The 25,254-nt window shown below is 44.3% G+C and carries 9 protein-coding genes and 1 tRNA gene; 3 read left to right on the forward strand and 7 right to left on the reverse strand.

What is annotated here, in order from left to right:
• The first annotated feature begins 93 nt into the window (after nt 1-93).
• Entirely contained in the window at nt 94-13,431 is a 13,338-nt protein-coding gene (locus R8P61_29560) for a PKD domain-containing protein (protein ID MDW3651262.1), read from the forward strand.
• Nucleotides 13,432-13,848: 417 nt separating this feature from the next.
• On the opposite strand, the gene R8P61_29565 is transcribed toward R8P61_29560, so the two are convergent.
• Entirely contained in the window at nt 13,849-14,394 is a 546-nt protein-coding gene (locus R8P61_29565) for a hypothetical protein (GenBank protein MDW3651263.1), read from the reverse strand.
• Between the two features lie 140 nt (nt 14,395-14,534).
• Here R8P61_29565 and R8P61_29570 point away from each other — a divergent pair.
• Nucleotides 14,535-14,619 (forward strand) — tRNA-Leu (locus R8P61_29570).
• A 34-nt stretch (nt 14,620-14,653) separates the two neighbouring features.
• Here the strand turns inward: R8P61_29570 and R8P61_29575 are convergent.
• From R8P61_29575 to R8P61_29595, 5 genes are all read right to left on the reverse strand, one after another.
• A complete protein-coding gene (locus tag R8P61_29575; GenBank protein MDW3651264.1) occupies nt 14,654-16,195 on the reverse strand; it encodes a C1 family peptidase in 1,542 nt (513 codons plus the stop codon).
• A 99-nt stretch (nt 16,196-16,294) separates the two neighbouring features.
• Nucleotides 16,295-17,848, reverse strand: a complete 1,554-nt coding sequence (locus R8P61_29580; GenBank protein MDW3651265.1) for a caspase family protein — start codon at nt 17,846-17,848, stop codon at nt 16,295-16,297.
• Nucleotides 17,849-18,054: 206 nt separating this feature from the next.
• Nucleotides 18,055-19,167, reverse strand: a complete 1,113-nt coding sequence (locus R8P61_29585) for a DUF819 family protein (GenBank protein ID MDW3651266.1) — start codon at nt 19,165-19,167, stop codon at nt 18,055-18,057.
• A complete protein-coding gene (locus R8P61_29590; protein ID MDW3651267.1) occupies nt 19,168-20,772 on the reverse strand; it encodes a M1 family metallopeptidase in 1,605 nt (534 codons plus the stop codon). It lies immediately after the preceding gene.
• A gap of 526 nt (nt 20,773-21,298) precedes the next feature.
• Nucleotides 21,299-21,787, reverse strand: a complete 489-nt coding sequence (locus R8P61_29595; GenBank protein MDW3651268.1) for a hypothetical protein — start codon at nt 21,785-21,787, stop codon at nt 21,299-21,301.
• A gap of 57 nt (nt 21,788-21,844) precedes the next feature.
• Here R8P61_29595 and R8P61_29600 point away from each other — a divergent pair, with 57 nt between their 5' ends.
• Nucleotides 21,845-24,658: a TonB-dependent receptor gene (locus R8P61_29600; GenBank protein ID MDW3651269.1), complete on the forward strand. Its 2,814-nt coding sequence runs from the start codon at nt 21,845-21,847 to the stop codon at nt 24,656-24,658.
• Here R8P61_29600 and R8P61_29605 read toward each other — a convergent pair.
• Nucleotides 24,655-25,197 (reverse strand): hypothetical protein, encoded by a 543-nt coding sequence (locus R8P61_29605; protein ID MDW3651270.1) that lies wholly within the window; start codon nt 25,195-25,197, stop codon nt 24,655-24,657. The two genes, R8P61_29600 and R8P61_29605, sit on opposite strands and share 4 nt — an antisense overlap.
• Nucleotides 25,198-25,254: the final 57 nt, after the last annotated feature.

Consider the following 25,254-nt stretch of genomic DNA (forward strand, 5'->3'; position numbering starts at 1 on the left):
ACGGCTAATTGGTACTTTTGAAAGGATAAATTCCACCAATTGAAATAAGTAAAACCGAATAGGATAGACCAAATTTTACCTAATAAATCGGATATGAAAATAGTATTGAGAAATGCATTTGCTTCAGTGAAGACGATACTCCTGTTGGGGGTATTCTTTTCTATGGCAGGCATTCAACACAGCTATGCTCAAGTTAATGCTAATTTCTCCCTGTCAGCTACTTCTGGATGTAGTCCTTTATCAGTCACAGGTACAGATCTATCCACCGGCACGGTAAATAGCTGGTTATGGGCCTTTGGGAATGGAAATACCTCTCGGGTCAATTCGGGGGTTATTACTACTTACACCACTCCCGGGACTTATACCATTAGCCTAACGGTCAGAGATACATTGACCGGGGATATAGACACCCACACGGAAACCATTACAGTTTTTGGTGATCCCACGGCGGGTTTTACTGCTGATGTAACGAGCGGTTGTGCTCCGCTGGATGTCACCTTTACAGATGGCACTACTCCGGGAGATGGAACTTTGACCTCCTGGCTCTGGGATTTTGGTGATGGTAATTTAGGAAATACACAAAATCCGACGCATACCTATGCGTCTTCTGGTGATTATACAGTCACCCTGATTGTTCAGGATGTAAATGGTTGTCAGGATTCTCTGGTCAGGAATGATTATATAACGGTTACCGAACTGGCGACAGTAGATTTCAGTGCGCCTGTACAAACGGGCTGTGCACCTCCACTCCTGGTTGATTTTACGGCAAGTGTTACCCCTGCTGATCCAACCTATACTTATCTATGGGATTTTGGGGATGGTGCAACTTCAAATCAAATGAATCCTTCACACTTCTATTCTACGAATGGAAGTTTTACGGTTTCTCTGACTGTTACTGATCCGGGAGGCTGCCAGGAATTGGTTACAAAACCCAATTTTGTCATTATCGATCAACCGATCGCGAATTTTACAGCACTCAGTACCAGTGTTTGTGCAGGTTCCGTTGTCAGTTTTATCAATGGTTCAACAGGAGCTGATTCTTATACCTGGACCTTTGGGGATGGAAATAGCTCAACAGATGTCAACCCTAATCATACCTATGGCGTTCCGGGTACATATTCGGTGAGCTTATTGGCCAACAATTCAGCAGGTTGTAATGATGTAGTGGTACAGACGAATTTGATCACAGTGAATCCGGCTCCTTCGGCCGCTTTTTCCGCTACCAATAATATAGGATGTGAAATTCCTCTTACGGTCAATTTTACAGATAATTCCAGTACGGATGTGATTGCCTGGTCCTGGGATTTGGGGAATGGAGTCATTTCTCCTTCTCAGAATCCAATTACGACCTATTCAACACCTGGATTCTATGACATCAGTTTGACGGTAACGAATACGAATGGCTGTCAGTCAACAGCTACTATTCCAAACTATGTCCAATTGGGAGCTCCCGATGCAGAATTCATTGTGGGACCGACGGAAGGCTGTATGCCTTTGACGGTAAACTTCATAAATACGAGTACCTCTCCTTCCGATCCTATTGTATCCTATGCCTGGAATTTTGGTGATGGAACGATCTCTTCATTGGCCAGTCCTTCTCATGTCTATACCGCAGTTGGACTTTATACGGTTTCTCTGACAGTAACTACAGCCAGTGGTTGCCAGGATCAGGAGATTTTTGCTCCTATAGAAGTAGGGGAGAGACCCAATGCAGATTTTAGTGCAAGTCCTCGTACGGCTTGTGTAAATGAGCAAATCAATTTTACGGATCTCACTACCGGAAACGTGAGTGACTGGTATTGGGATTTTGGAGATGGAGCAGGTTCTAATCAACCAAATCCAACACATCAGTACCAGGATACCGGCCTTTTTGATGTTCGTTTGATTGTTGAATTAAACGGATGTAGAGATACTATAGAAAGACAGGATTACATTCAAATTCAGGGACCGGTTGCGGCCTTCCTGATGTCGCCAACTGCAGCCTGTGATCCACCAACGACAGTAAGTTTTTTCGACAACTCCATCAATGCGAGCACTTATCTCTGGGACTTTGGAGATGGGAATACTTCAACTCAGGCCAATCCAAGCCATACCTATAATACAGTCGGAACCTATACCATTACCCTGACAATTGTAGATAATGTCTCAGGTTGTACCGATCAGATACAGCAGGATCTTCCTGTTACCCGCCCGCAGGCTGCCTTTACCGGTGATTTGACAAAGGGTTGTGTAGATATGACCGTCAATTTTATCAATGGCAGTATAGATGCATCTGCTTATGTATGGGATTTTGGAGATGGAAATACCTCAACTGCAGCAAGTCCTACTCATACCTATACGAGTCCTGGAAATTATACGGTGATGTTGATTGCATCGGATGGCGCATGTTCTGATACCCTGATCCGAAATAACTACATAGAGGCAGTTGCTACCAATGTAGATTTCTCGGTTGATGTAAGCAGTGGATGTGCGCCATTGACGGTAGAGTTTACCGATCTTTCCACGCCTTATCCCGGAGCGAGCATCAACAATGTTACCTGGTTGTTTGGAGATGGAGGAACTGCTACAGGCAGTCCGGTTACCTATGTATATAATAGCGGAGGGAGTTTTGATGTAACGCTCAGGGTAGAGGATTCAGAAGGTTGTGTTACTGAACTTAGCCGATCAGGATTTGTCGCACCAACTTTACCAGAAGCAGAATTTACAACTACAGATACAGTTGCCTGTCCGGGCTCACGGGTAGACTTTACCAATCAGTCTCAGGGGAGCATAGTTAGCTATCAATGGGATTTTGGAGATGGAAGCCCTCTGGCCTCCACGCCCAACCCCAGTCACTTATATACAACGAATGGTTTTTATACCGTAACCCTCACCGTCACAGATGTAAATGGATGTACGGATACAGAGAGCAAAGTTAACTTTCTGAATATAGGCAGACCGACGGCAAGCTTTGTCGCGGATAATACAGTGGCGACCTGTCCACCCATGACAGTGAATTTTACTGATCAGTCCAGTCCGGATGTAGTTTCCTGGTTATGGGATTTTGGAGATGGAAGCACTTCTGTTTTAGCAAATCCCTCCAAGATTTACACCATACCCGGCGACTATGATGTAAGCCTGATGGTGACCAATGCACAAGGATGTACAGATACCCTCTTGATGGATGATCTCATTGATTTGAATGGTCCTACGGGTGCATTTACCTTTACCCCTAATGAAGGTTGTAGGCCCCATACGGTAAACTTTACGGCTACAAGTCCTACGCCCGGATGGACCTATACCTGGGATTTTGGAGATGGAACCGGAGGAAGTGGAACCACGATCAGCCATGAGTATCAAACGGATACGACCATCAACCCCCTCATGTTTGTCGAGGATGATCAGGGATGTAGCGTTTTGGTTACCAATCCCAATAGTGTCGTGATTCGACCCTTACCAGAGCCCAGTTTTATCAGCAATATTACAGAGGTTTGTTTGGGTCAATCTGTGATCTTTACCAATACTTCTACTTCAAAAAGATCCATTACAGATTTCTTGTGGGATTTTGGGGATGGAAATACTTCTACCTCTATCAATCCTACCCATGCTTATGCAGATACGGGAACCTATGATGTCTACCTTCGATTAACTACCGTTGATGGTTGTATCGATACAAGTAGTGTACCCCTTACTATTACTGTGACAAATCCTCCGGATGCGATCTTCACGGCTTCTCCCAATGTGGGATGTGAGCCTTATTTCGTAAGCTTCACCGAAAGTTCTACCGGAGACTATCCTTTGGTAGATTGGGCCTGGAGTTTTGGAGATGGAACTTTGGGAAGCGGGCAGGTTATTGCTCCTCATCAATATACGACTGCTGGCAATTATACAGCTACCTTAAGAGTTACGGATAATAGAGGATGTTCGAGTACCCTTACTCAGCCGATTACGGTTAATCCTCTGCCTCCTGTAGAGTTCTCTGCTTTTAGGTATGGATGTGCTCCGATTACTGTGGCCTTTACAGATGAGACCATTCATCCTTCAACATTGGTTTCCTGGCTTTGGGATTTCGGCGATGGAAATACCTCCACCGTTCAAAACCCTAATCATACGTATACGACGGATGGAACCTATACGGTAAGTCTTACAGCTACGGATATCAATGGCTGTACCTTTACTACGATCAAAACAGATTACATAAAACTGGAGCATCCGCAAGCCAATTTTGTCTCAAATGCGGGCGTAACTTGTCCTCCGCAGGTGGTGAACTTTGTTGATACTTCCGTTCCGGATACAACGATTAGCTGGCGCTGGGATTTCGGAGATGGATCTCCGGTTTCCAATGCTCAGAATCCGACACATACCTATTATTCCAGTCCGGATACCTTCGATGTAAGCCTCATTGTAACCAATATTTTTGGCTGCGCAGATACTATTGTGAAGCCACAGCATGTCATTACCTATGAGCCACCGAATGCGTCTTTTACCATTTCTGATACTTCTGCTTGTGTACCTCAAAATATAGTGGTTGCCAGCACCAGTACCTCCAATGCCAATGGAGTCGCCATTAACGGATATTTCTGGGATTTCGGTACAGGTAGTGGATTAAATTCGCCAACGGCCAGTTTCTTATACAGCACTGCAGGAACTTATTCTATTAGCCTGGAAGTTACGGATGCAAACGGATGTAAAGACACAGCAAGTAAAGTGGTTTACATTCACCCGAATCCGGAGATAGATTTTATTGCAGGTGATACGGTTGGTTGTGCTGTTACAGCTATCAGCTTTACCGGAGTATCTACAGGAGTAAATGCTCCAGTACTTTGGGAGTGGGATTTTGGAGATGGGAAAAGTGGAACAGGTCAGAATCCTACCAATACCTATTTCAATGATGGAACTTATAGTGTCAGTCTAAGGGCAACAGATGCAAATGGTTGTCGGGATTCAGTCACCAAGATAAACTATATTGAACTTGACCATCCAACTGCCGACTTTTCTGTAGATCAATTGCAGACCTGTCCGGGGACGGCAGTTACGTTTAGTGATCTTTCGACCGGAAATTTCCCTATGAGCAGTTGGATTTGGGACTTTGGGGACGGTAGTCCACTTTCATTCGCCCAAAACCCAACGCATACCTATACTGTAGGAGGGACCTATACGGTAAGTCTGGTAGTATCTGATGGAATAAATTGTCGGGATACCCTTACCAGAAATACCTATATACAAGTCTATGATCCTCCGGTAGCAGCATTCAATGTTACTCCGAGTCAGGATTGTATTCCGATGAATGTATCTTTCTCAGATGTTTCTACCAATGGAACAGCAAGTATCGTTTCCTGGGCCTGGGATTTTGGAGATGGAGGAACCTCTTTGGTGCCAAATCCAAATTATTCTTATGCTACAGCCGGAACCTATACGGTAAGCCTCACAGTAACCGATGGAAATGGTTGTCAATCGACGATTTCCAATACCGTAGAAGCTTTACAAACGCCCATTGTGGACTTCATGGCTGATCAACCTTTAGGTTGTGCTCCTCAGGGAATCACCTTCTCAGACCTGACCGTCAGTCCTTATGTGAAAACTTCATATTTCTGGGACTTCGGAGATGGGACAACTTCTACTTCACCTGGTCCCTTTCATCAATACAATAATGATGGAGTATATACGGTGAAATTGATCGTAGAGGATCAAAATGGATGTAGAGACTCGCTTACCAAAAATAATTATATCAGACTTTCGCATCCGGTATCCAATTTTACCTGGGATGCAACAGAAGTTTGTCCTAATGTACCCGTAGGTGTAAGCTTTACAGATGTCTCTATTCCTGATACGACCATAGTGGCCTATGTCTGGGATTTTGGAGATGGGACTACTTCCACTGAAATCAACCCTTCACATTCTTATAGCACTCCCGGAAATTATAGCGTTTCTCTGCGAGTCATCAATGTATTGGGATGTACAGATGATACAGTCCAATCGAACCTGATTGAGGTCCTGAATCCTCCAGCGACGGATTTTTCCATGACTGACTCCGCCAATTGTACCCCCTTAACTATCCAGTTTGGAGATCTTTCGGTACAGGGAGATACAGCCATTTCTTCCTGGAATTGGAACTTTGGAAACGGGGATTTCTCTTTGAGCCAAAATCCGGTTTATACCTGGAATACTTCAGGCGTTTATACGGTCAGTTTGACAACTCGAGACCTAAACGGCTGTGAAACTACAGATAGTGTGCAGGTGCACGCCTTCAATATGCCTGAAGCTAATTTTACTTCCTCTCAGGAAGTCGGCTGTGCACCTCAGAGTGTTTCATTCACCAATACTTCTACTGCACCTTATACCCTGACTTTTTTCAAATGGTATTTTGGCGACGGTGACAGTGCGGTGAATATTGAAAATCCGGTTCACGTATATCCTGTTGATGGCGATTATACAGTAACGCTCATCGTGGGAGATGTAAATGGTTGTACCGATACCTTAGAGAGAACCCATTTCATTCGACTCAGCCATCCAGTAGCTGACTTCAACTTTGATCAAAGTCTGGTTTGTCCAGGAATACCGGTGGGAGTAAGCTTTACTGACACTTCCGTACCGGATACAACCCTATCCACCTGGAGCTGGGATTTTGGAGATGGAACTACTTCCAATTTGCAAAATCCTACCCATTCCTATAGTGCAGGAGGGACCTTTACCGTCAGCCTGATCGTGGAGAATGTATTAGGATGTAGAGATACTTTGATTAGAAGTAGTGCGATTCGCGTACATGATGCTCCGCTTAGCTCATTTACTCTTTCCGATAGTACGGGTTGTGAGCCATTGAGCATAGATTTTACCAATACAACTACCACTGTAATTAATCCCGTTGTTTCCTGGGATTGGCAATTTGGAGATGGAAATAGTTCTTCGCTGAATTCGCCTTCTCATGAATTTGTCAATCATGGCAGCTATACTGTAAGTCTGACTGCAACGGATAATGAAGGCTGTACGGCGACTTATGCAAGGGATGTACTTGTATATGAAAATCCGGTAGCCAATTTTACGGCTAGCGATAGCCTCAGTTGTGCTCCTATCGATATTACATTCATCAGTAGTTCTACAGGAGCAGCAGCTTTGTCTGCCTGGCAATGGGACTTCGGTGATGGCAATACTTCCACTGCGCCCGTTCCGGTAAATACCTATGCAGCAGATGGAATATATGATGTGAGCCTGATTGTAACGGATATCAATGGCTGTACGGACACGCTTGATAAGCCTCAGTATATTAGGCTAAGTCACCCTCAAGCTGAATTTACGGCTGATCTGTTTGAAGTTTGTCCAGGCGAAACCATCCAGTTCACGGATACCTCAGTGCCAGATACAACATTAGCGACATGGAGCTGGAACTTCGGAGATGGAAGCACTTCTTCTGTGCAAAATCCTTCTTATAGTTATTCGACTCCGGGAACCTATACCGTTGAATTGACCATTGAGAATATATTGGGTTGTGGAGATACGGAGACGAAAACAGCCCTTATACGAGTACTCACTCCACCTACTGCAGACTTTATCGTTGCAGATACCATTGGATGTACGCCCTTCCTGGCGACATTCACCGACAACTCACAGGGAAATCCAGATCCGATCGTGAGTTGGCAATGGGATTTGGGAGATGGCAGCACTTCAAGTGCACAGAACCCATTTATCACCTATTCAACTCCTGGTATCTATACCGTGAATCTGACCATTACAGATAGTAAAGGATGTACGGCAACAACAACGAAAAATATGGAAGCAGCTACCTTACCAGTTGCTAACTTCCAGTCCAGTGATTCAGTGGGTTGTGCAGCTTTCATCACCTTTACCGATCAAAGCCTGACAGACTACGGCATTGCCAATTGGATATGGGATTTTGGAGATGGAAATACTTCCACTCAGCAGAGCCCAACGCATAGCTATTTTTCAACCGGTATCTATTCTGTTTCTCTGATGATTGAGGATATAAATGGTTGTAGAGATACCCTGAGTAAGCCGAATCATATCAACCTGACACGTCCGGTTGCGCTCTTTGGCCAAAGCCAGGAAACCATCTGTCCGGGCAGCCCGGTTGAATTCAGAGATGTGTCGATTCCAGACTTCCCATTGGTAGGATGGAATTGGGATTTTGGAGATGGAAATGTTTCGACCAATCGAAATCCTTCCCATGTCTTCACGACTCCGGGGGTTTATACCGTTACGCTGACCATTACCAATAGCAAAGGTTGTACAGATACGGAGACGAGTACAGTTACAGTCCTTACGCCACCTATGGCTGATTTTGGTATACCTGTAGTACAAGGTTGTGTGCCCGTAACCGTGAACTTTGCGGATAGCTCCATTTCAAATAGTGGACCTATATCTAGTTGGAGTTGGGACTTTGGAGATGGTAGTACCGGAAGTACGCCTAATATCACGCATGTATATAACAATCCCGGTACCTACCATGTGACTCTGACAGTTAGTGATGGAAATGGATGTACGGATGATACTGTAAGACAAGTTATTGTAGATCCCCTGCCAACAGTTGCATTCATTGCAGATCAGACGGTGGGCTGTGCTCCGGAAACGATAAACTTTACGAATCAATCCACAGGCGTAAATGCTTTGGTGAGCTTCTTATGGGACTTTGGAGACGGCAATACTTCGACAGCAACTTCTCCTTCTCATACTTATGCAAGCGATGGATTGTATACGGTGAAATTGGTTGTAACCGATATCAACGGTTGTCAGGATTCATTGATAAGAGTGGATTACATTCGCCTAAGACATCCACAGGCAGAATTTACTTATACGCCAGCAAGAGGATGTCCGGGAACAGAAGTTCAGTTTACCGATACTTCTCTTCCGGATACGACTTTGAATTCCTGGTTGTGGGACTTTGGTGATGGCAATACGTCCACACTTAGAAATCCTGCACATGTATACGCAAATGCGGGTATGTATACCGTGAGTTTGACAGTAGGCAATATACTGGGATGTGGGGATACGGAAACCAAAGTGGATATCATTGAGATTCTGCAGCAGCCTAATGTATCCTTTACGCCAGCAGATACGGCGCAGTGTACTCCCTTTGCGCTGCAGTTTATCAATACATCCACTCCTGCAACAGCACCCATCATTGGCTATCAGTGGGATTTTGGAGATGGATTCAGTTCTACCCTCCCAAATCCAGCGCACACCTTCAATACGGCCGGTGTGTATGATGTGCAATTGATCGCCGTTGATGCTAATGGTTGTTTGGATTCTGTGAGCAATCAAATCAATGCAAGGCCGCTGCCAATTCCGAATATCACGGCCAGCGATAGCCTGGGTTGTTCACCTAAGCAGATCAGTTTCTCTGATCAAACCGTACACAGTGCAGTTATCACTGCCTGGAACTGGGACTTTGGAGATGGAAATACCTCTGTGGTACCTTTCCCCGTCCATACCTATAATGCAGACGGAGTATATAGCGTGAGTCTGACCCTTACGGATGAGTTCGGTTGTGTAGGTTCAATCACCAAACCAGATTGGATCAATCTTTCTCATCCTGTAGCAGACTTCAATACCAATTCGGTGCAGGTATGTCCAGGTACGATTGTGAACTTCGGTGACCTTTCGACAGTAGATACGACAATCATTGGCTGGGCCTGGGACTTTGGAGATGGAAATACTTCCAATCAGCAAAACCCCATTCATACCTATACGACACAGGGAAATTATAATATTAGTCTGACGGTAACGGATGTATTTGGATGTAGCCATACTGAAACAAAGAATAGTTTCATACAGGTCTTGGATGCACCGACGGTCAGTTATGCCGTGAACCTGCCCGCAGCTTGTACACCTTTTGAGGTGACATTCACCAATCAGTCTACTCCCAACTCAAGCCCAATCGTAAGTTGGCAATGGGACTTCGGAGATGGAAATGTTGATAATATTGCGAATCCCGTACACAGCTATCAGACACCAGGAGTATATACTCCAGTATTGACAGCAACTGATGGAAATGGATGTTCGGCAAGTTTCTCTCGTCAAGTGGAAGCATGGAGCCTGCCAGAAGTGGCTTTCTTTAGCCCGGACACGCTCGGCTGTTCTCCATTGGATGTGGCCTTCTTTGACCAAACGACAAGCAGTAGTCTGATCACTTCCTGGCAATGGGACTTTGGAGATGGTACGACTTCTAATTCGACCAATCCGGTCCATACCTACAATGCAGATGGAATCTATGATGTTTCTCTGATTGTTCAGGACTTCAATGGATGTACTGATACGCTGGAAAAGGAGCGCTATATCAAGTTGACCAATCCAGTTGCGGAATTTAATTATACACCAAATATCGGTTGCCCCGGTACAGAGGTTCAGTTTACAGATGCTTCTATACCTGATACAACCATTGTCCAGTGGAGATGGGATTTCGGAGATGGTGCGACTTCTCTCCAGAGAAACCCGCTCCATACCTATCAGGTGCCCGGAATCTACTCTGTAAGTCTGACGATCACCAATGCGATCGGTTGTACCGATATTCATCAGAAAAATAATATCATAACGATAGTTGTTCCCCCGGAAGCTGACTTCCTCTTGCCAGATACCTTGAGCTGTACGCCTTTTGCGATGCAGTTGAGAGATCTGAGCCAAACCGTATCCGCTCCGATTGTGGATTGGAATTGGGACTTTGGAAATGGAGACGTTTCTAATGCGCAGGAGCCGAGTTACAGTTATTTGGTCCCCGGAAACTACACCATAGAGTTGACGGTAATCGATGCCAATGGTTGTAGAGATTCCGTGAGCAAAGAAGTGGTAGCAGCATCTGCTCCAATTGCAGAGTTCGGATCTCCGGATACGGTAGGTTGTGCTCCACAGCAGGTGAGATTTGAAGATCAATCCGGTGGTGCTTATCAATTGGTAAGTTGGGAATGGAACTTTGGCGATGGGAATACTTCCATCCAAAGGAATCCGGTACATACCTATACACAGGATGGCAATTATACCGTTAGCCTGATTGTAACAGACCTTAATGGTTGTTCAGATACCCTGATTCGTCAGGATTATATCAGACTCAGCCATCCTCAAGCAGAATTTGTGGCGGATCAATTGGCAGGATGTGAAAATACGCTGGTGAACTTTACCGATACCAGTATAGGTGATACGACTTTGGTTAGATGGAGATGGGACTTTGGAAATGGCATACAATCGGTATTACAAAATCCTTCGCATACTTACAGAAGCTTCGGTCAGTTTGATGTGAAACTGGTCGTCACCAATGTACTGGGATGTAGCGATAGCGTTACGCATGTCCGGGAGATCGATATATACGAGCCTCCGGTAGCAGCTTTCGTAGCAACAGACACGATTGGCTGTGTGCCGATTCAGATAGATTTTGAGGATCAAAGTAGCAGTCCATTTGGTATTGTGAGTTGGGAGTGGTTCCTGGATTCTACCCTTGTAGGACAAACACAGCAGATCTCTCAGTACTTCCCGAATGTTGGAGATTACGAATTGAAATTGCGAGTAGTGGATGCTAATGGTTGTGTGGACTCAACGATACAACTAATTCAGGTGAAACCTATTCCAGTGTCTAATTTTGTAGCATCCGATACACTAGGCTGTGCTGAGGAGACGATTGGATTTACAGATCTGAGTGTACACACGCCTTCACAATGGTTGTGGGAATTTGGAGATGGAAATACTTCTACGGAACAAAGTCCGGTACACACCTATATCAAAGACGGTGTTTACAATGTCAAACTGAGCATCACGGATCAATTTGGTTGTTCGGACGAGCGCGAAAAGATTCGATACATTGAGTTGGATCATCCTACGGCTGACTTCATCGCCACTTACGATCCGGGTTGTCCACCGCTGCCAGTGAAATTCCAGGCAACTGGTTCCGGATTGACAGGCATTGCAAATTGGAGATGGAACTTTGGAGATGGTAATGAAGGGAGCAGCAGAGCAGATACCATAGATTATGTATACCAAACGGCAGGCATTTATGATGTTACCCTGACAGCTACAGATTCGCTGGGTTGTTCAGTAAGCATCACCAAGCCTGAGCTGATCGATGTGATTGGTGATATCATTCCTGATCCGATAAGCGTCCACCGGGTGAGTACCATTGGCAATAATCAAATTCTCATTCAATGGGCCCCACATAATGATGATGACTTCCTGTCTTATACCATCTACCGAGATGATAGTACAGGGTTTGCACCGGTACATACGAGTTTCTCTCTGAATGATACCATGTTTATCGATAATACAGTAGCTGCCAATCTGAACAACTATTGTTACAAAGTGGCTGTTACCAATTATTGTGGATCAGAGTCTTCGCTCAATTTGACACAGGCTCATTGTACAGTAGAATTGACTGCTAATCCTACACCGAGCCAGATCATTCTGAGTTGGACTCCTTATCAGGGATGGCCAGTATCTCAATATGAGATTTACAAGGTTGATTCTTATGATCCGAACAATATGACCTTCCTGGGAGTAGTGCCGGGTGTTGTTACCCAATTCTCAGAGGCTTTGGAAGACTGTTTCAGTGATTTCTCCTATCGCATCAAAGCAATTGGAGGAGCCAGCCACCAGGTTTCATTTAGTGATACCAGCCAGGCAGTCAATTTCCTCGGAATTATCGGACAAGCTAATGAGGTCGTAACTGCTACGGTAGAAAATGATCTGAATGTGAAAGTGAGTTGGAAGCCCTTTACCGTAGAAGATGTGGCCCTGATTTATGTGGAGAAGGAAGATGAGACAGGTGTGCAGACGATTACTGCTACCCTTCCTCCAAGCAGTACAGAATTTGTCGATCAGGATGTGTATGTAGACGAACAATCTTATATCTATCGGGTATATGCTCAGGATAGTTGTGGAAACTCAACTCCGATCAGTAACCTCGGCAAAACGATACTTCTCAGCGTTGAGAAAGATTTGACAGGTGTTTCCCTTAACTGGAGTGCTTATGAGGATTGGAGATTTGGTCCGGATCGATATGAGATTCAGGTTAAGAATGATACAACAGGTGCCTGGGAACTGGTAGATGCCGTTCAGGGAACGCAGACCAGCTATCTGGATACCAAGACACGATTGGATCAACCTGAGTATTGCTACCGAATCCGAGCGATAGAGCGAGGGGGTAATGATGCCATCAGTGTGTCCAATGAAGATTGTATAAGTCTGGGAGATGATATTTACATCGGTAATGCTTTCACTCCGAATGGAGATGGAGTCAATGATGAGTTCAAAATTCTCGGCATACAGGTACAAAACTTCAACCTGAAGATTTTCAGTAGATGGGGAACTCTCCTCTTCGAAACCAATAGCATCGACGATGCCTGGGATGGAACCTATAAAGGGCAACCAGTCGATGAAGGAGCTTACACATTCGTAGCTACAGGAGTGAGTTATGACGGAAAACGATTCCAGTATACCGGAACGGTTACCGTATTGAGATAGTCAAGGTTTTTATATAAACCTGAGGGGGAGCCGATAGGCTTCCCCTTTTTGTTTGAGAATGGTTGATGGTGAGGCTTTGAAAGTTTTATCGAAAACATGCACCTGCATGATTTTAAATTAAGTTCAAGTTCAAGTTCAAGTTCAAGTGTCAAGTTCAAATATCAAGTTCAGGTATTAGCATGATTTGGGTTTGAACTTGACACTTGCATTTGATCTTATCTTCATTTCAATCAAAAGGATGAAGAATGAGCGCCGAGGAATCTTGTAGTTAACTTCTGGGAATACAGGGTTTCTCGGCGCTCAAACCTTCCCGCGACCCAGGCTCGAAATGACCATTGTCTGGTTTAGGATTCAAAAAGAAAGCCCCCACCAAAGGTGGAGGCTATTTTTATACTAAACGACTAGAAATTCTAGCGATCAATATTTCAAATCTCCCATATCCATCGGTCGCAATTTCCAGCGTTTACCAATCTTGTATTTATCCCGTCCGATATACCGAATGATCAGCCCACTGATGAGAATTCCGGTTGCAATCAGGATGCTACTGGCATCGGGTTCCTGATTTTCCAATAAGGTATTGGCAGAAGTAATCAAGATGAGAACTCCTCCTCCTACCATGGCAGTTCCAGAGTACATATTTCGGAAGTAATGCCAATAGGTTTTCTCTCCATTATAAATGGCTTTGATCTCTTTCAAGGGGACATAATCCCGAAAAACATTATTGGTTGCATCCCCTTCATTTTCCATTTTTACAATTTTAACCAGTACCACACTGGAATCATTTACGGATTCTATATAACCCGAATACCTTGCCTGGCTATCATTGCCTTCAATCCTGATAAAATCTCCGGCTTTGAAAAATAGTCGTTTGAACTTCTTGGCATTTTCCAGGGCAAGTACCTTTTGAGCACTTAACTGAGAACTGCACAGAAAAAGGGAAAGCAATAAAATGATCTTGTACATGAATTGAAGCGATTTAGGCCTTGAGCTTAAGATGTGGTTCCTTTATTAGAATAACAGCAATCTTACTGACATTCCCTCTTATATCCGAAAAAATCTTGCATAGAATTAGAAAAATTCTCCTATATTTGTCCTCGAATTTTGCGGATGTGGCGGAATTGGTAGACGCGCTAGATTCAGGTTCTAGTGCCCATTGCGGGCGTGAAGGTTCGAGTCCTTTCATCCGCACAAATGCCAGCCTTCAGGGCTGGCATTCGTGTTTTTACAACTGTCGCCTTGTTTCGATAATGAGGGATACTAATTCTCCCGAATCTTTCAGGGAATTGAAGGCGATCTTCCCATTTTCGTACTGGACATTCCGGGCTGATACCATCTCGCTTCCCAGAGCTTGCTGGACCCTCCGTGTAAGCGTCCCGGAGGCAGCTTCTATTTTTTCCTGAATGCTGGAAATGTTGAGAGGGTTCTTGGCAAAAATCACGCAAAGGTAATCCCGATCAGAATCACTTTCATCCAACTGAATATAATGTCGACTGTCCGGCACATTCATCGGAGCAGATGAACCATCGAGTAAGGCATTTCCTCCATTTTTTTGAGGAAAAAGCTGGACGGTTTTATAGCTGGCATCCGTTCCTAGTACATATACATAGGCGCCATTTGCAGTGGAAAGTTGTATGCGAAATTTTGTTCCTTTTGCATAGCGTTCTTTGGTTCTGTAAAGGTTGCCATATAGGCGGGCTTGCATCTCATCGCCATCAGACCTGATGAGTTTTACCTCACCTGCCAGACCAGATATAGAAGCACTGGCGGTTTTAGTATAGCTGTTTTGCGTTTGTTTTTGATAGGATTTTGGAGCAGACTTTTTAGGACCAGGCTTATTAGCTTGTGTAGCATTAGGTCTGCTTTTAGGAGAAGGATTCTCTTTGCTCGCGATTTGAGGGCGAGAACCCTGAGTCGGGGATCCTTGAGAGCCCATAGGAACATAGGCGTATTTGGCGAAGTGCACAAAATCATCATATTTCACCCAGATGAATCCGCCATTTCCCCAGCCTTGCCCCCAACTATTCATGATTTCAAAAGCGCCTCCAAATTTCTTATTGTCATAACTGACTACACACATCGCATGACCAAAGTATTGGGTGGTATTCAGTTCCTCCGCTCTGTTCCAAACTTCCATGCCATCGGAGCGCTCAAAAGAAGGCGTGCATTTCATCCCAATTATGACCGGACTCCCGTCAGCAATGGCTTTCTTGACAGACAGCAATTTGAGCTTTTGGGGATCTTTCAAAAAAAACAGGCGACTGTAATCATCTATGGTATATCTTTTTGCTACGGGATAAAGACTGGAAGGAATACTTCCCGAGCAGGCATAATCGAAATCTCTCTTGGGCACGACTCCACGCTCTTTCAAACTTCGCAGGGCTTTCTCTATGCTGGTCGGAGTGAAGCAGGATTGATCTGTGCTGATAAGTCTGTAGGTGAAAGCGGGCGAAAATGCATTTACATTGACCGCTCCCCCTTGCTTGATATTGCTGGCTTTATTGTAGAGAATCGTTCGTGCTGCATAGGCACTCGACCAACCTACACAATTGTTGTATTGTCCCTGATTTTGTGGTTTGGGGGCATAGGCTTTGAGAGAGGCTTTATTCGGTAGGCGGGCAGCTGTAGCATCCCTAACCAGAGGAACTGTAATGGCAGAACCTTCATAAGCCACATCATCAAATTCAAGTCCTCCGGCATATTTTTCCTGAGCCATCAGAGGTGATAGTAATATGCAGCAAAGCAGTAGCGAAAAGTAGCTTTTCATAAGGTGGAAGTTTTAAGGAGTAGTGCGGTGGTGTTTTAGTGTTGTAGTTGGCGTGAGGCTAGCTCTTGAACTTCAACCCTACAAAACTATAACACTGTCTCAGTTAACTTTAAAATAAAAATCCCCTTCGATAGAAGAATTTTCCCAGGGGATTTGGGCACCATTGGATTTTATTCGAACCTGAGTTCTGACTTTTTTAAAGACGTCTTCAATTTTAAGGCCGGGAACAGTCAGGGCATTGAGGAGTTCCTGGGTATATAGACCATTTGCTCCCATCCCATCAGCCGCGACAGAACCCGGAGCCGTTGCAAAAGCAATGAAGGTTCCGCTGGGAGCTGCTGTAATATTGAGCCCTTCGCCAGTACGACTTCTCAGCGCCCGGGTATAAGGATTGTTTCTGCAGGCATCCAGAATTACAATATTCATGCGATTGTCTGCATCTTCCATTTCACCCATCACCCGATAAAGTTCGACGGATTCTAATTCGACATCCAGTTCTCGTTCTATTTTGGCACCTACTGGAATAAGGTAATTATTCCCGTTTACCTGCATCCCATGTCCGGCAAAATAAAAGAGACCAATGCCTCCGTTTTGGCTAATGGCTTTCCCAAAATCCCGTATTGCAACTTTCATGTCGCGTTGACTGATGTCGGTATGTAGCATCACATCAAAGCCCAGAGCTTTGAGGGTTTGAGCCATAGATTCCGCATCATTAACCGGATTTCTTAAGGGACCATTATTATATCCACCATTTCCGATGATCAAGGCAGTCCTTTTTTCATCTGCTTTCGCAATGTTACTGAAATTGGCTTGTATACTTTTGCTACTGGAGGCACTCCTTCCGGCTGCATTACTCACAAAGACCTGGAGTTGATTTTTACCTGGTTTTAAGGAAATTTCTCTTCTCAGGCTAAAGTTGCAGGCTTCACTTGGAACAATCTTAAAACCTCGACTTCCCTGTTGCACCTCTCCATTAACATAAAATTCTACCTGCTCCACTTTGCTATCGCTCTGGATGCAAAGGGATACTTCCATTTTAGAATCATTAACCTGAACAGAAGCCTCAACAGGATTCATCCAATTGATGCTTGCTTTTTGGGGCCCCTGCTGCGCATCTATTGGATCAGCATTAGCGGGAGCGGCCTGGGTAAATTGACCGTTTTGCCACTGACCACTTCTCTTTTTTCCAGAAGATGCGATAAAGGTTCCAAAGCCATTTCGCTGATCGTTTACCCAATCTCCTACATAGCTTGATCCATCCTTCCAATAGTAAGTGCCGGTTCCCTGGCGTTTTCCATTCATAAATCCGCCAATGTATCGATCCCCACTTTTATATTCCTTACTTCCTGTTCCCGTCATGCGATTGTTTACAAAAGAACCTCTGTAAACATTGCCATTGGGCCAGGTGTAGGTTCCTCTTCCATGTTTGGAATCTTTCTGCCATTGACCATTGTAATATGCGCCACTGTCATATTGGAGTTTTCCTTTCCCATGCTTCATTCCCTCTCTCCACTCACCGCTATATTGAGAACCATCTCGATAGACATAGGTTCCCTGACCGTTTTCACAGTTTCCACTTACACAGGCACTATTTTGGGCAGAAATAAAAGAAAATGAAAGAATGAGCAAGCAAAAGCTAAGGGACTTTCGCATAGATGTATGCATTTGATATGAGCATGGAGCCGGATTTTTTTAAAAAATACCCTGTTTGCGAGCTATGATAGCTCAACCTTTTCCCTGTCCGACCCCTAAATATAAGAACTGAATAAACAGATTATCACGTATTCAAAAATATTCGAATTTCGTCATAGTCGCAAATCCTTAAGAAAGCACTTATGGCCATTCACGAAGGAATCTAATCAACTCAGGAGATTGAAAATCAGGATGCCTACAAAATTCCCGATTGCGAGATTGATAACTCCGAGGGTCATTCCTGAAAGAACAATCTCTCGATTCTTCATGGCCGTGGCAATAGGTCCGATAAAAGGAGGACCAAAAATTCCGGCAGAATGGGTAATCAAAACGGTGTCGGCATCTATCTTGAAAAGCCAGGCAAAAAAGCTATGAAAGCAAACCGTTCCAAAGGCAATGGTCCCCATAAAGGCAAGGGTTACCGGCACGGCCTGTAGTACCTGAACAAGGTCTACCCTTGAGCCAACAGCGACACAAAAAATCAGGAAAATGTATTCACCGGTATGATAACTCATAGGGAGCTTCTGTATACGGGGGAAAGTGGAAGCGGCAATTCCCAAAACAGCCAAAGCGATAACCACAAAAGTCTCCTCCAGTTTGCCGAAGAACAGGAAACTCATCCCGATGCTTAGGCCCACAACCAGAATGGCCCATCCGAGAGAAGTCAGAATACTTGGGAGGGACCAGGATTTTTTTTCTGCTGTTTCTATTTCGGCCTCTTCTGTTAAGTCTTCATTTTTTTGGGGGAAAGCCGGGAGAAATTTGAGTAAAAGTTTTTGTGCGGCCGTTAATACAAAAATGAGGTAAAGTCCACTAAAACTCAGGTCGCTCAAATTCATCGTATCAAAGAGTTGTGAGGGAGCCTTGATCGCAAATTGAACGGCCGACATATTGGCGGTGCCTCCGGTATAAACGCTGGATGCCATTGCAGCCATAGCTTTGGGGAGCTCGAAGAAGTCCTGCCAGATAAAAGAAGCTGCAACTGCCATGATGGCCACACAGATTACCCAAATGATAAAAGATAAAAGGGTTTTGCCTGCCAACCTTGCCCAATCCTTGAGTTCGCTGGGAAAGAGCAGCAAAGGAATCGCGAGGGCCACAGCAGCTGTTTGCGTTAGCTCACTCATGTGGAGATCGAGAGGAAGTATGTTGCCGAAAAAAATACCCAGGGCATAGCACCAGAAAGCCGGACTTAGCCAGGAAATCAATCTTATCCTTGATTCCGCTCGAATCAAGATCCCAGGTAACAATACAAAAATCAGAAGGGAGAGAACTGACATTTACTTTTTACTAAATGAAGCGAGTACACGGCTATCCGGATCAATTTCTACTGAGTCAGGAGCCTTTTTCATCGGAATTCGAAAGCTGTGCATTTTCTCAGTTAGCGGAAAAGAGTGCCTGCTAGCCTTATCTCCCGTTTTTACTTCAAATTCTATATCCAGATTGAAAACATCTCCTGTTTGCTCTTGCGTGCAGCTAAGGAGCAATTCTTTCTTGGCATCATCATAGGACCATGTCCAACTGAGTGCTGGATTGTAAGCTCTGTATAGCCATTGCTTGAAAAAATTGTCTAAATCTTGTCCACTAATCTTTTCCGCGATCTCCTGAAAATCAGAACTACTGGCATTGCTACCGGCATAGGTTTTATAATAGGATCGGATGATTCTCCAGAAAATCGCATCTCCAACTTCCTCCCTTAGCATATGAAGTACCCAGCCTCCTTTTTGATATGAATTGGCATTGAGGAGAGCCATAAGATTGTCGGCTTGCTTAGGGACAACTCCACTGGGAGGAGCCTGGCTAAGTACCGTCTCTCTATTTTCATTCATGCTCTTTTGTAAGGCCTCAAATCCATATTTATTTTCCAGGAATAATGCCGTGAAATAGGTGGCAAATCCCTCACTAAGCCAGATATGTTGCCAATCTGACTCAGAAGCTGAGTTTCCAAACCACTGATGAGCTACTTCATGGGCGATCAATCCTTCCGAACTTCTTTTTCCATCCACAGAAGCCTCCATGTAAAAGATATTACTGGCATTTTCCATGCCTCCAAATCTGGTTTTCGATTGGACGTTGGCCAGTTTTTCGAAAGGGTAGGGGCCTACGTTTTCGATCATGAAATCCAGGACTTCTTCTGCCAGGGCATAATCAAAAAAACCTGCTTCGCGATCTTGTGGGTATACCCAGGAAGAGAGGGGAATTCCTTCTTGAGTTGAAAGATACTGCACCGCAAATTCGGCTATCCCGATCACCATGACTTTGGTGGCAATCTGAGCCTCGCTTTCCCAATGGTAGAACCTTCTGTTTTTATCCAGATCACTTTCTTCCTTTAATCGACCTGTACCTACGACCTGATATTTTTCCGGAACGATCACTTTGAATGCAACCGTAGCCTTGTCTGAAGGATGATCCACTACGGGAAGCCAATTGCGAGCCCTGTTTGGCCAATTATCTCCGAAAAACGTACGATCCCCATGCTTGTTTTTGCTAATGATCATGCCATCGGCAGGGACGCCTTCGTACTCGATCTCTATAGGATTTGCTGAATCGAAATTTTCTGGCAGATCTACCTTAATGACATCATTTTCATAGGTATAGGTCAGGGGACTGGATAAATAAGTTACAGCCTTTAGCTGCATGCCAGTTGTACCATTGGTTTTCTTTATGAGGTCCAGTTTCAGCGTGCCAATTGTGGGTTCTCGTTCCAAAAATATTTGGGCCTTTCCAAAGAGAGCATCTGCTTCGTCAAAAAACTCCAGTGAGAAACTGTAGTGCTGGATATCGATGCCAGGATCAGGCAACCATTTAGTTTGTGCTTTTGCTGAATTGAGCAGGCAAAAACTAAGAATAATGAGAGAAATAAGCCGAAAAGAAGTCCAATTCATAAAGAGGAAATTAGCTAAAATTCGAAAAATTCTGGGATTGCGATACACCAAACCTAAAGATATTTGTGGGAAACCCAACCTTTTTTGTTAATTAGAGTTTAAAGGAATAGACAAGAGTTCGTGTTTTCCCCCATAAAAGACAAATCGAACTCTGCGATCATTGACAAGCACTGTACTTGAGACACAATATCTACCCACACCAGAACATGCGTCTGTTCTTTATTGGTTACTAAGAGCCTGCAAAACTATCAACGAAATTTAAAATTTTACTCGGTTTCGATCCGTCGATTCTGAGTGCATAAATCATGGTTGACCTCTGTGTACTCACCTGTACATACGTCAACGCGTTCTTGTTAAAGTAAGCAGTTACCCGGATACTTTGGTGTCCGGGTTTTTTTGTAGGTGAGTTTTTTGCTTTTAAAAAGAAAGCTCAGATAAAAGTTCAATTGCAAGGTTCAAGTTCAAGCTCAAATCCCTTCTCTGAACTTGCATTTGACTCTTGAACTTATTTTTAGTTTACCTAATCCTAGGCATCCAGACAATCCAGTATGCTTTTCAGGTGTACAATGGCTGGCAGGAGATTTTTCTCCTCAATCATTTCATTTTCAAGATAGGCCGTTTGTAGGGCTGTAACGATAAAGGCCAATACATGAGATTGGTTGTGGGCTTCGATTATTTCCAGCAAAACATCACCGGATTCATGAACATCCTGAGTTGTATCTATGATTCTTTCATTGTCAAATTGCTTGCTCAGCAATTGACTTTGGGTAATAATGGGAAGCTTTTCTGCATTTTCCGACCTCCTCAGCATCACATAAGCCATCGTAATAATCATTAGATAAGTGGAGGTCTCCAGGCTATTCCATTTATAGGCTTCAACTAGTCCCCGAATGTATTGATTGATCTCTGGTTGCTGCTTGTCGAAGTTTTGCAGCATTTTTCCGATCTTCTTTTCTGAATAATTATCGAAAGTTTTTATCGTAAGATTTACGAGCTCTATGGGAACGCTTTGCATATTCTGTATATTTGCACGGCAAGTTAACGATATTTGCCTGACACTAGCTCAAATCTTATGAAGCACGTCTTCTTTTGCCTCATCCTAAGTGTTTTCTCTTTACATGCCATAGCCCAGTTTGGGACACTGAGTGGTAGTGTAAAAGATGCTGAAACCGGCGATCCCATGGTCGGTGCAACTGTAACGGTTGTTGGAACCTATAAAGGGGCCTTCACAGACAATGCCGGTAACTTCCGGATTTCTGGTATAAAGGCCGGAGATTATACGGTGAAATTTACCTTTGTCGGTTATTCAGAGAAGCAATACAATGGGATTACGATTCCTGCTGGAGGTACAAAAAACCTGAAGGTAGAGCTGAAATCGACCGTAACGACTTTAGGTGAAGTAGAGATTGTCGGAGAAAGAGGCCTGTTGGATCTGGAATCTGGCCAATCCAGTACCAAAATATCTGCGGCAGAACTGGGCGAAATGAGTGTTAACAATGTGCAGGATGTAGTAGCTATGCAGGTAGGAGTCCAGGAAAATCCTGATGGAATTCAGATTAGAGGAGGCCGTGTATATGAAACAGAATATGTGGTGGATGGAGTAAATGCCCAGGATCCCCTGGCAGGAACAGGTTTTGGAGTCGAAGTAAATGCGAAGGCTGTTCAGCAGGTAGAAGTTATTACCGGAGGGGCAGATGCCGAATATGGAGAGGGAAGTTCTGGTGTAATCATAACCAAGATAAAAGAAGGAGGAAAGGTTTTCTCTATCGGAGGAAGCTACAGAAGAGATAATTTGGGTTTCGATCCGAATGGAGGCATGAGTTGGAATACAGATGAAGGCGATTTCTCAATGGGAGGACCTTTAATTCGAAATAAACTCAGCTTCTTTTTCTCGGGAAGTGTGCACCTGAGTGATACCTATTTTGGTTCTCAGGCTCGTCAATTGCATTCCTCTTTGTTTGCAAATGATTCGCTTTGGGCGCCGCGTCAGGACAATCGCTGGTCCAATACTTTGAAATTGGCGTATACGATTCGTCCGGGTTTGAAACTTACCCTGACCAATCAGCATAGTTTAAATATCAATCAAAGTACCCGATCTCTCCAGATTGTGGGGAATGATGCAGTTGTGACACCGGGTTTTCAGTTTCCCTTTAGCCTCAACCTCGACAATGCAAATACCTATACCCACCACTCTAATTTGAGTGTGCTCAATTTGCGGGGGATCATCAATAAACAATGGTCTTTTGATGTAACAGCTGGTCGCCTATTCACCAATTTACGGGCGGATGCAAATGGTCGACTTTTTAGAACAGAAACCGTAGATCAGATACTTGATCCCAGATCTATTGTTACCGACCCAATTTCTGTATTCAATCCTGATGCGCCGGTTGTTTATGTATTCCCGGGTCCGGGCCTGATCAACAATGGAGGGATTGCTACCCTTTGGCACGACCACTACGCAAAAGAACATACCTTCAAAACCAAGTTTACTTTCGTCTCCCAAAACAAGGTGCACTACCTGAGTTTGGGACAAGAACATAAAGAGCAGGAATATCAATGGATAGATGTAACGCAGCCCTGGGTAGGTGCTCCCATTCGAATCAATGATACCCTGACTACTCCTTCAACCCGCCTGGGAAGAAGTAGCGATTTCTGGCGAGTGAATCCTTCTCGCGGAGGAATCTATGTTTCTGATGAAATTCGTTACAAAGGAATCATCGCTGTGATCGGAGCTCGGATCAATTACTGGGCGCCGGGAAAATTTGTGGATGAAAGTGTTGAAAATCCTGCTGCTCCTATTTTGGATGCCATACGGGAGGACTATCGGGAGGAAACGTTTGGACTGCTGGGAAGAAGATGGAAAGCCCGCTTGCTTCCACGTTTGAGAGTATCTTTCCCTGTTACCGACAATAACTCTCTCTACTTTAACTATAGTCATGCGATGCGCCTGCCGCATCCCCGCTTTGTATATGCAGGATTGGATCCCGTGTACCAGGATCGTTCCTTCCTTTCCAATCTGGGTAATCCCAACATCAATCCGGAAGTTTCGGTTTCCTATGAAGTGGGACTCAAATCTCAGCTTTCCAAAGATGTGGCTTTGACCATCACAGCTTTCAATAGTGATCGCTTTGATTACATCGTCAGTAGAAGGGTAGAAGTACGAGATGCAACCGGTCGTTTCGTAGAAAAAACCTTCTTCATCAACCAGGATTTTGCCAGAATCAGAGGATTGGAAGTCGCCTTTACCCAAAGGGTCGGTAAGTGGTTCAGAGGAACCATCAGTGGATCCTATCAGATCGCTACCGGAAAATCCAATACAGCTGCAGAGTCTGCCTTACAAGTTCGTCAACAAGGCTTTGTCAATACCACCAAGGAGCAATTTCTTGCCTGGGATAGACCTTACGATTTGAAATTACTCGTGGTTTTGACACCAGATTCTACCAACAGACTGGGTAATTTCCCTTTGAGAGGATTTAGGGTTACAGCTAGTTCGACCCTGAAGTCAGGTCTTCGTTATACGCCCTTCAGACTATTGCGCATCAATGAGCAATCTGGTCGTCCCGAATATGAGCGTATAGATGATCAGCCTTTCTCCAAAATCGGATCTCCCTGGTTCTGGACAGATATCAAAATCAGCCGCGACATATTTATCGGAAAAAGAGCAAGAGCTTCTCTGAGCTTCGAGTTAAAGAATGCCACCAATTATCGCTCTGCTGCCATTGTAAATGGAGTTACAGGCCGGGCTTATGAATTTGGTGATCCATTGCCGTTGAACTTCCGTGACCCGCTCTATCCAAATCCCCAGGACAGAGGTTTGCCCCCTGATAATCCAGCCAGATTTCTGGCGCCTCGTCAGAGTTTGTTTGGATTGGAATTCAGGTTCTAGTAAACCCAATCTCTTAAAGAAGGACCATTTCCTTTTCCGAATCGGTCTTTTGTGTACTTCTTTCGGATAACAGAAAGAGGTTCATGCATGCATCTGTATAGAGAAAGTCTTTTGATTGAGACTTTACTTTGGCCTTTTTTGTATTCCTGATAAAGGTATTTCCATAAGCCGGGTAGTAAGAGGGCTGAGGAAAGGAAAAGGATACAACTTGCTTTCCTGCTGCCATTCCCCAATAAATAAGCCTGCATCCCCAATTCTTCTTCTGTGCTCATTCCATATCCCAGGATCAGGTGTTTCAAGTCATGTTCTTCAAATTTGGGGATCAGTTCTAACTGATGCTGGTCGAGCATATGGGCCAATTCGAATCCGATAGTATGCACTGGCAAGTCTCGCATATCGGCCAATTTTTGTTGATAATATGTTCCTCCCAGCAAAAACTGCAAGGGTTTTATGACTCCATATAGTTTGCAGTTGTCAATGAAACTTTCTGCAAGCAGGCGGAGGATATTTTTATTCTGAGAGAGGGATAGATTTAGCATATTTCCTACCATTTTTTCAACTCATTGTTGCGCAAGAGTCGATATAAGTGAAAATGA

This window comes from Bacteroidia bacterium, assembly GCA_033391075.1.
In the GTDB taxonomy this organism is placed as follows: domain Bacteria; phylum Bacteroidota; class Bacteroidia; order J057; family J057; genus JAWPMV01.

Coding starts and splice junctions, on each gene's coding strand:
- R8P61_29560 (MDW3651262.1), top strand. CDS start 94: ATGAAAATAGTATTGAGAAATGCATTTGCTTCAGTGAAGACGATACTC.
- R8P61_29580 (MDW3651265.1), bottom strand. CDS start 17,848: ATGCGAAAGTCCCTTAGCTTTTGCTTGCTCATTCTTTCATTTTCTTTT.
- R8P61_29585 (MDW3651266.1), bottom strand. CDS start 19,167: ATGTCAGTTCTCTCCCTTCTGATTTTTGTATTGTTACCTGGGATCTTG.
- R8P61_29565 (MDW3651263.1), bottom strand. CDS start 14,394: ATGTACAAGATCATTTTATTGCTTTCCCTTTTTCTGTGCAGTTCTCAG.
- R8P61_29600 (MDW3651269.1), top strand. CDS start 21,845: ATGAAGCACGTCTTCTTTTGCCTCATCCTAAGTGTTTTCTCTTTACAT.
- R8P61_29590 (MDW3651267.1), bottom strand. CDS start 20,772: ATGAATTGGACTTCTTTTCGGCTTATTTCTCTCATTATTCTTAGTTTT.
- R8P61_29595 (MDW3651268.1), bottom strand. CDS start 21,787: ATGCAAAGCGTTCCCATAGAGCTCGTAAATCTTACGATAAAAACTTTC.
- R8P61_29605 (MDW3651270.1), bottom strand. CDS start 25,197: ATGCTAAATCTATCCCTCTCTCAGAATAAAAATATCCTCCGCCTGCTT.
- R8P61_29575 (MDW3651264.1), bottom strand. CDS start 16,195: ATGAAAAGCTACTTTTCGCTACTGCTTTGCTGCATATTACTATCACCT.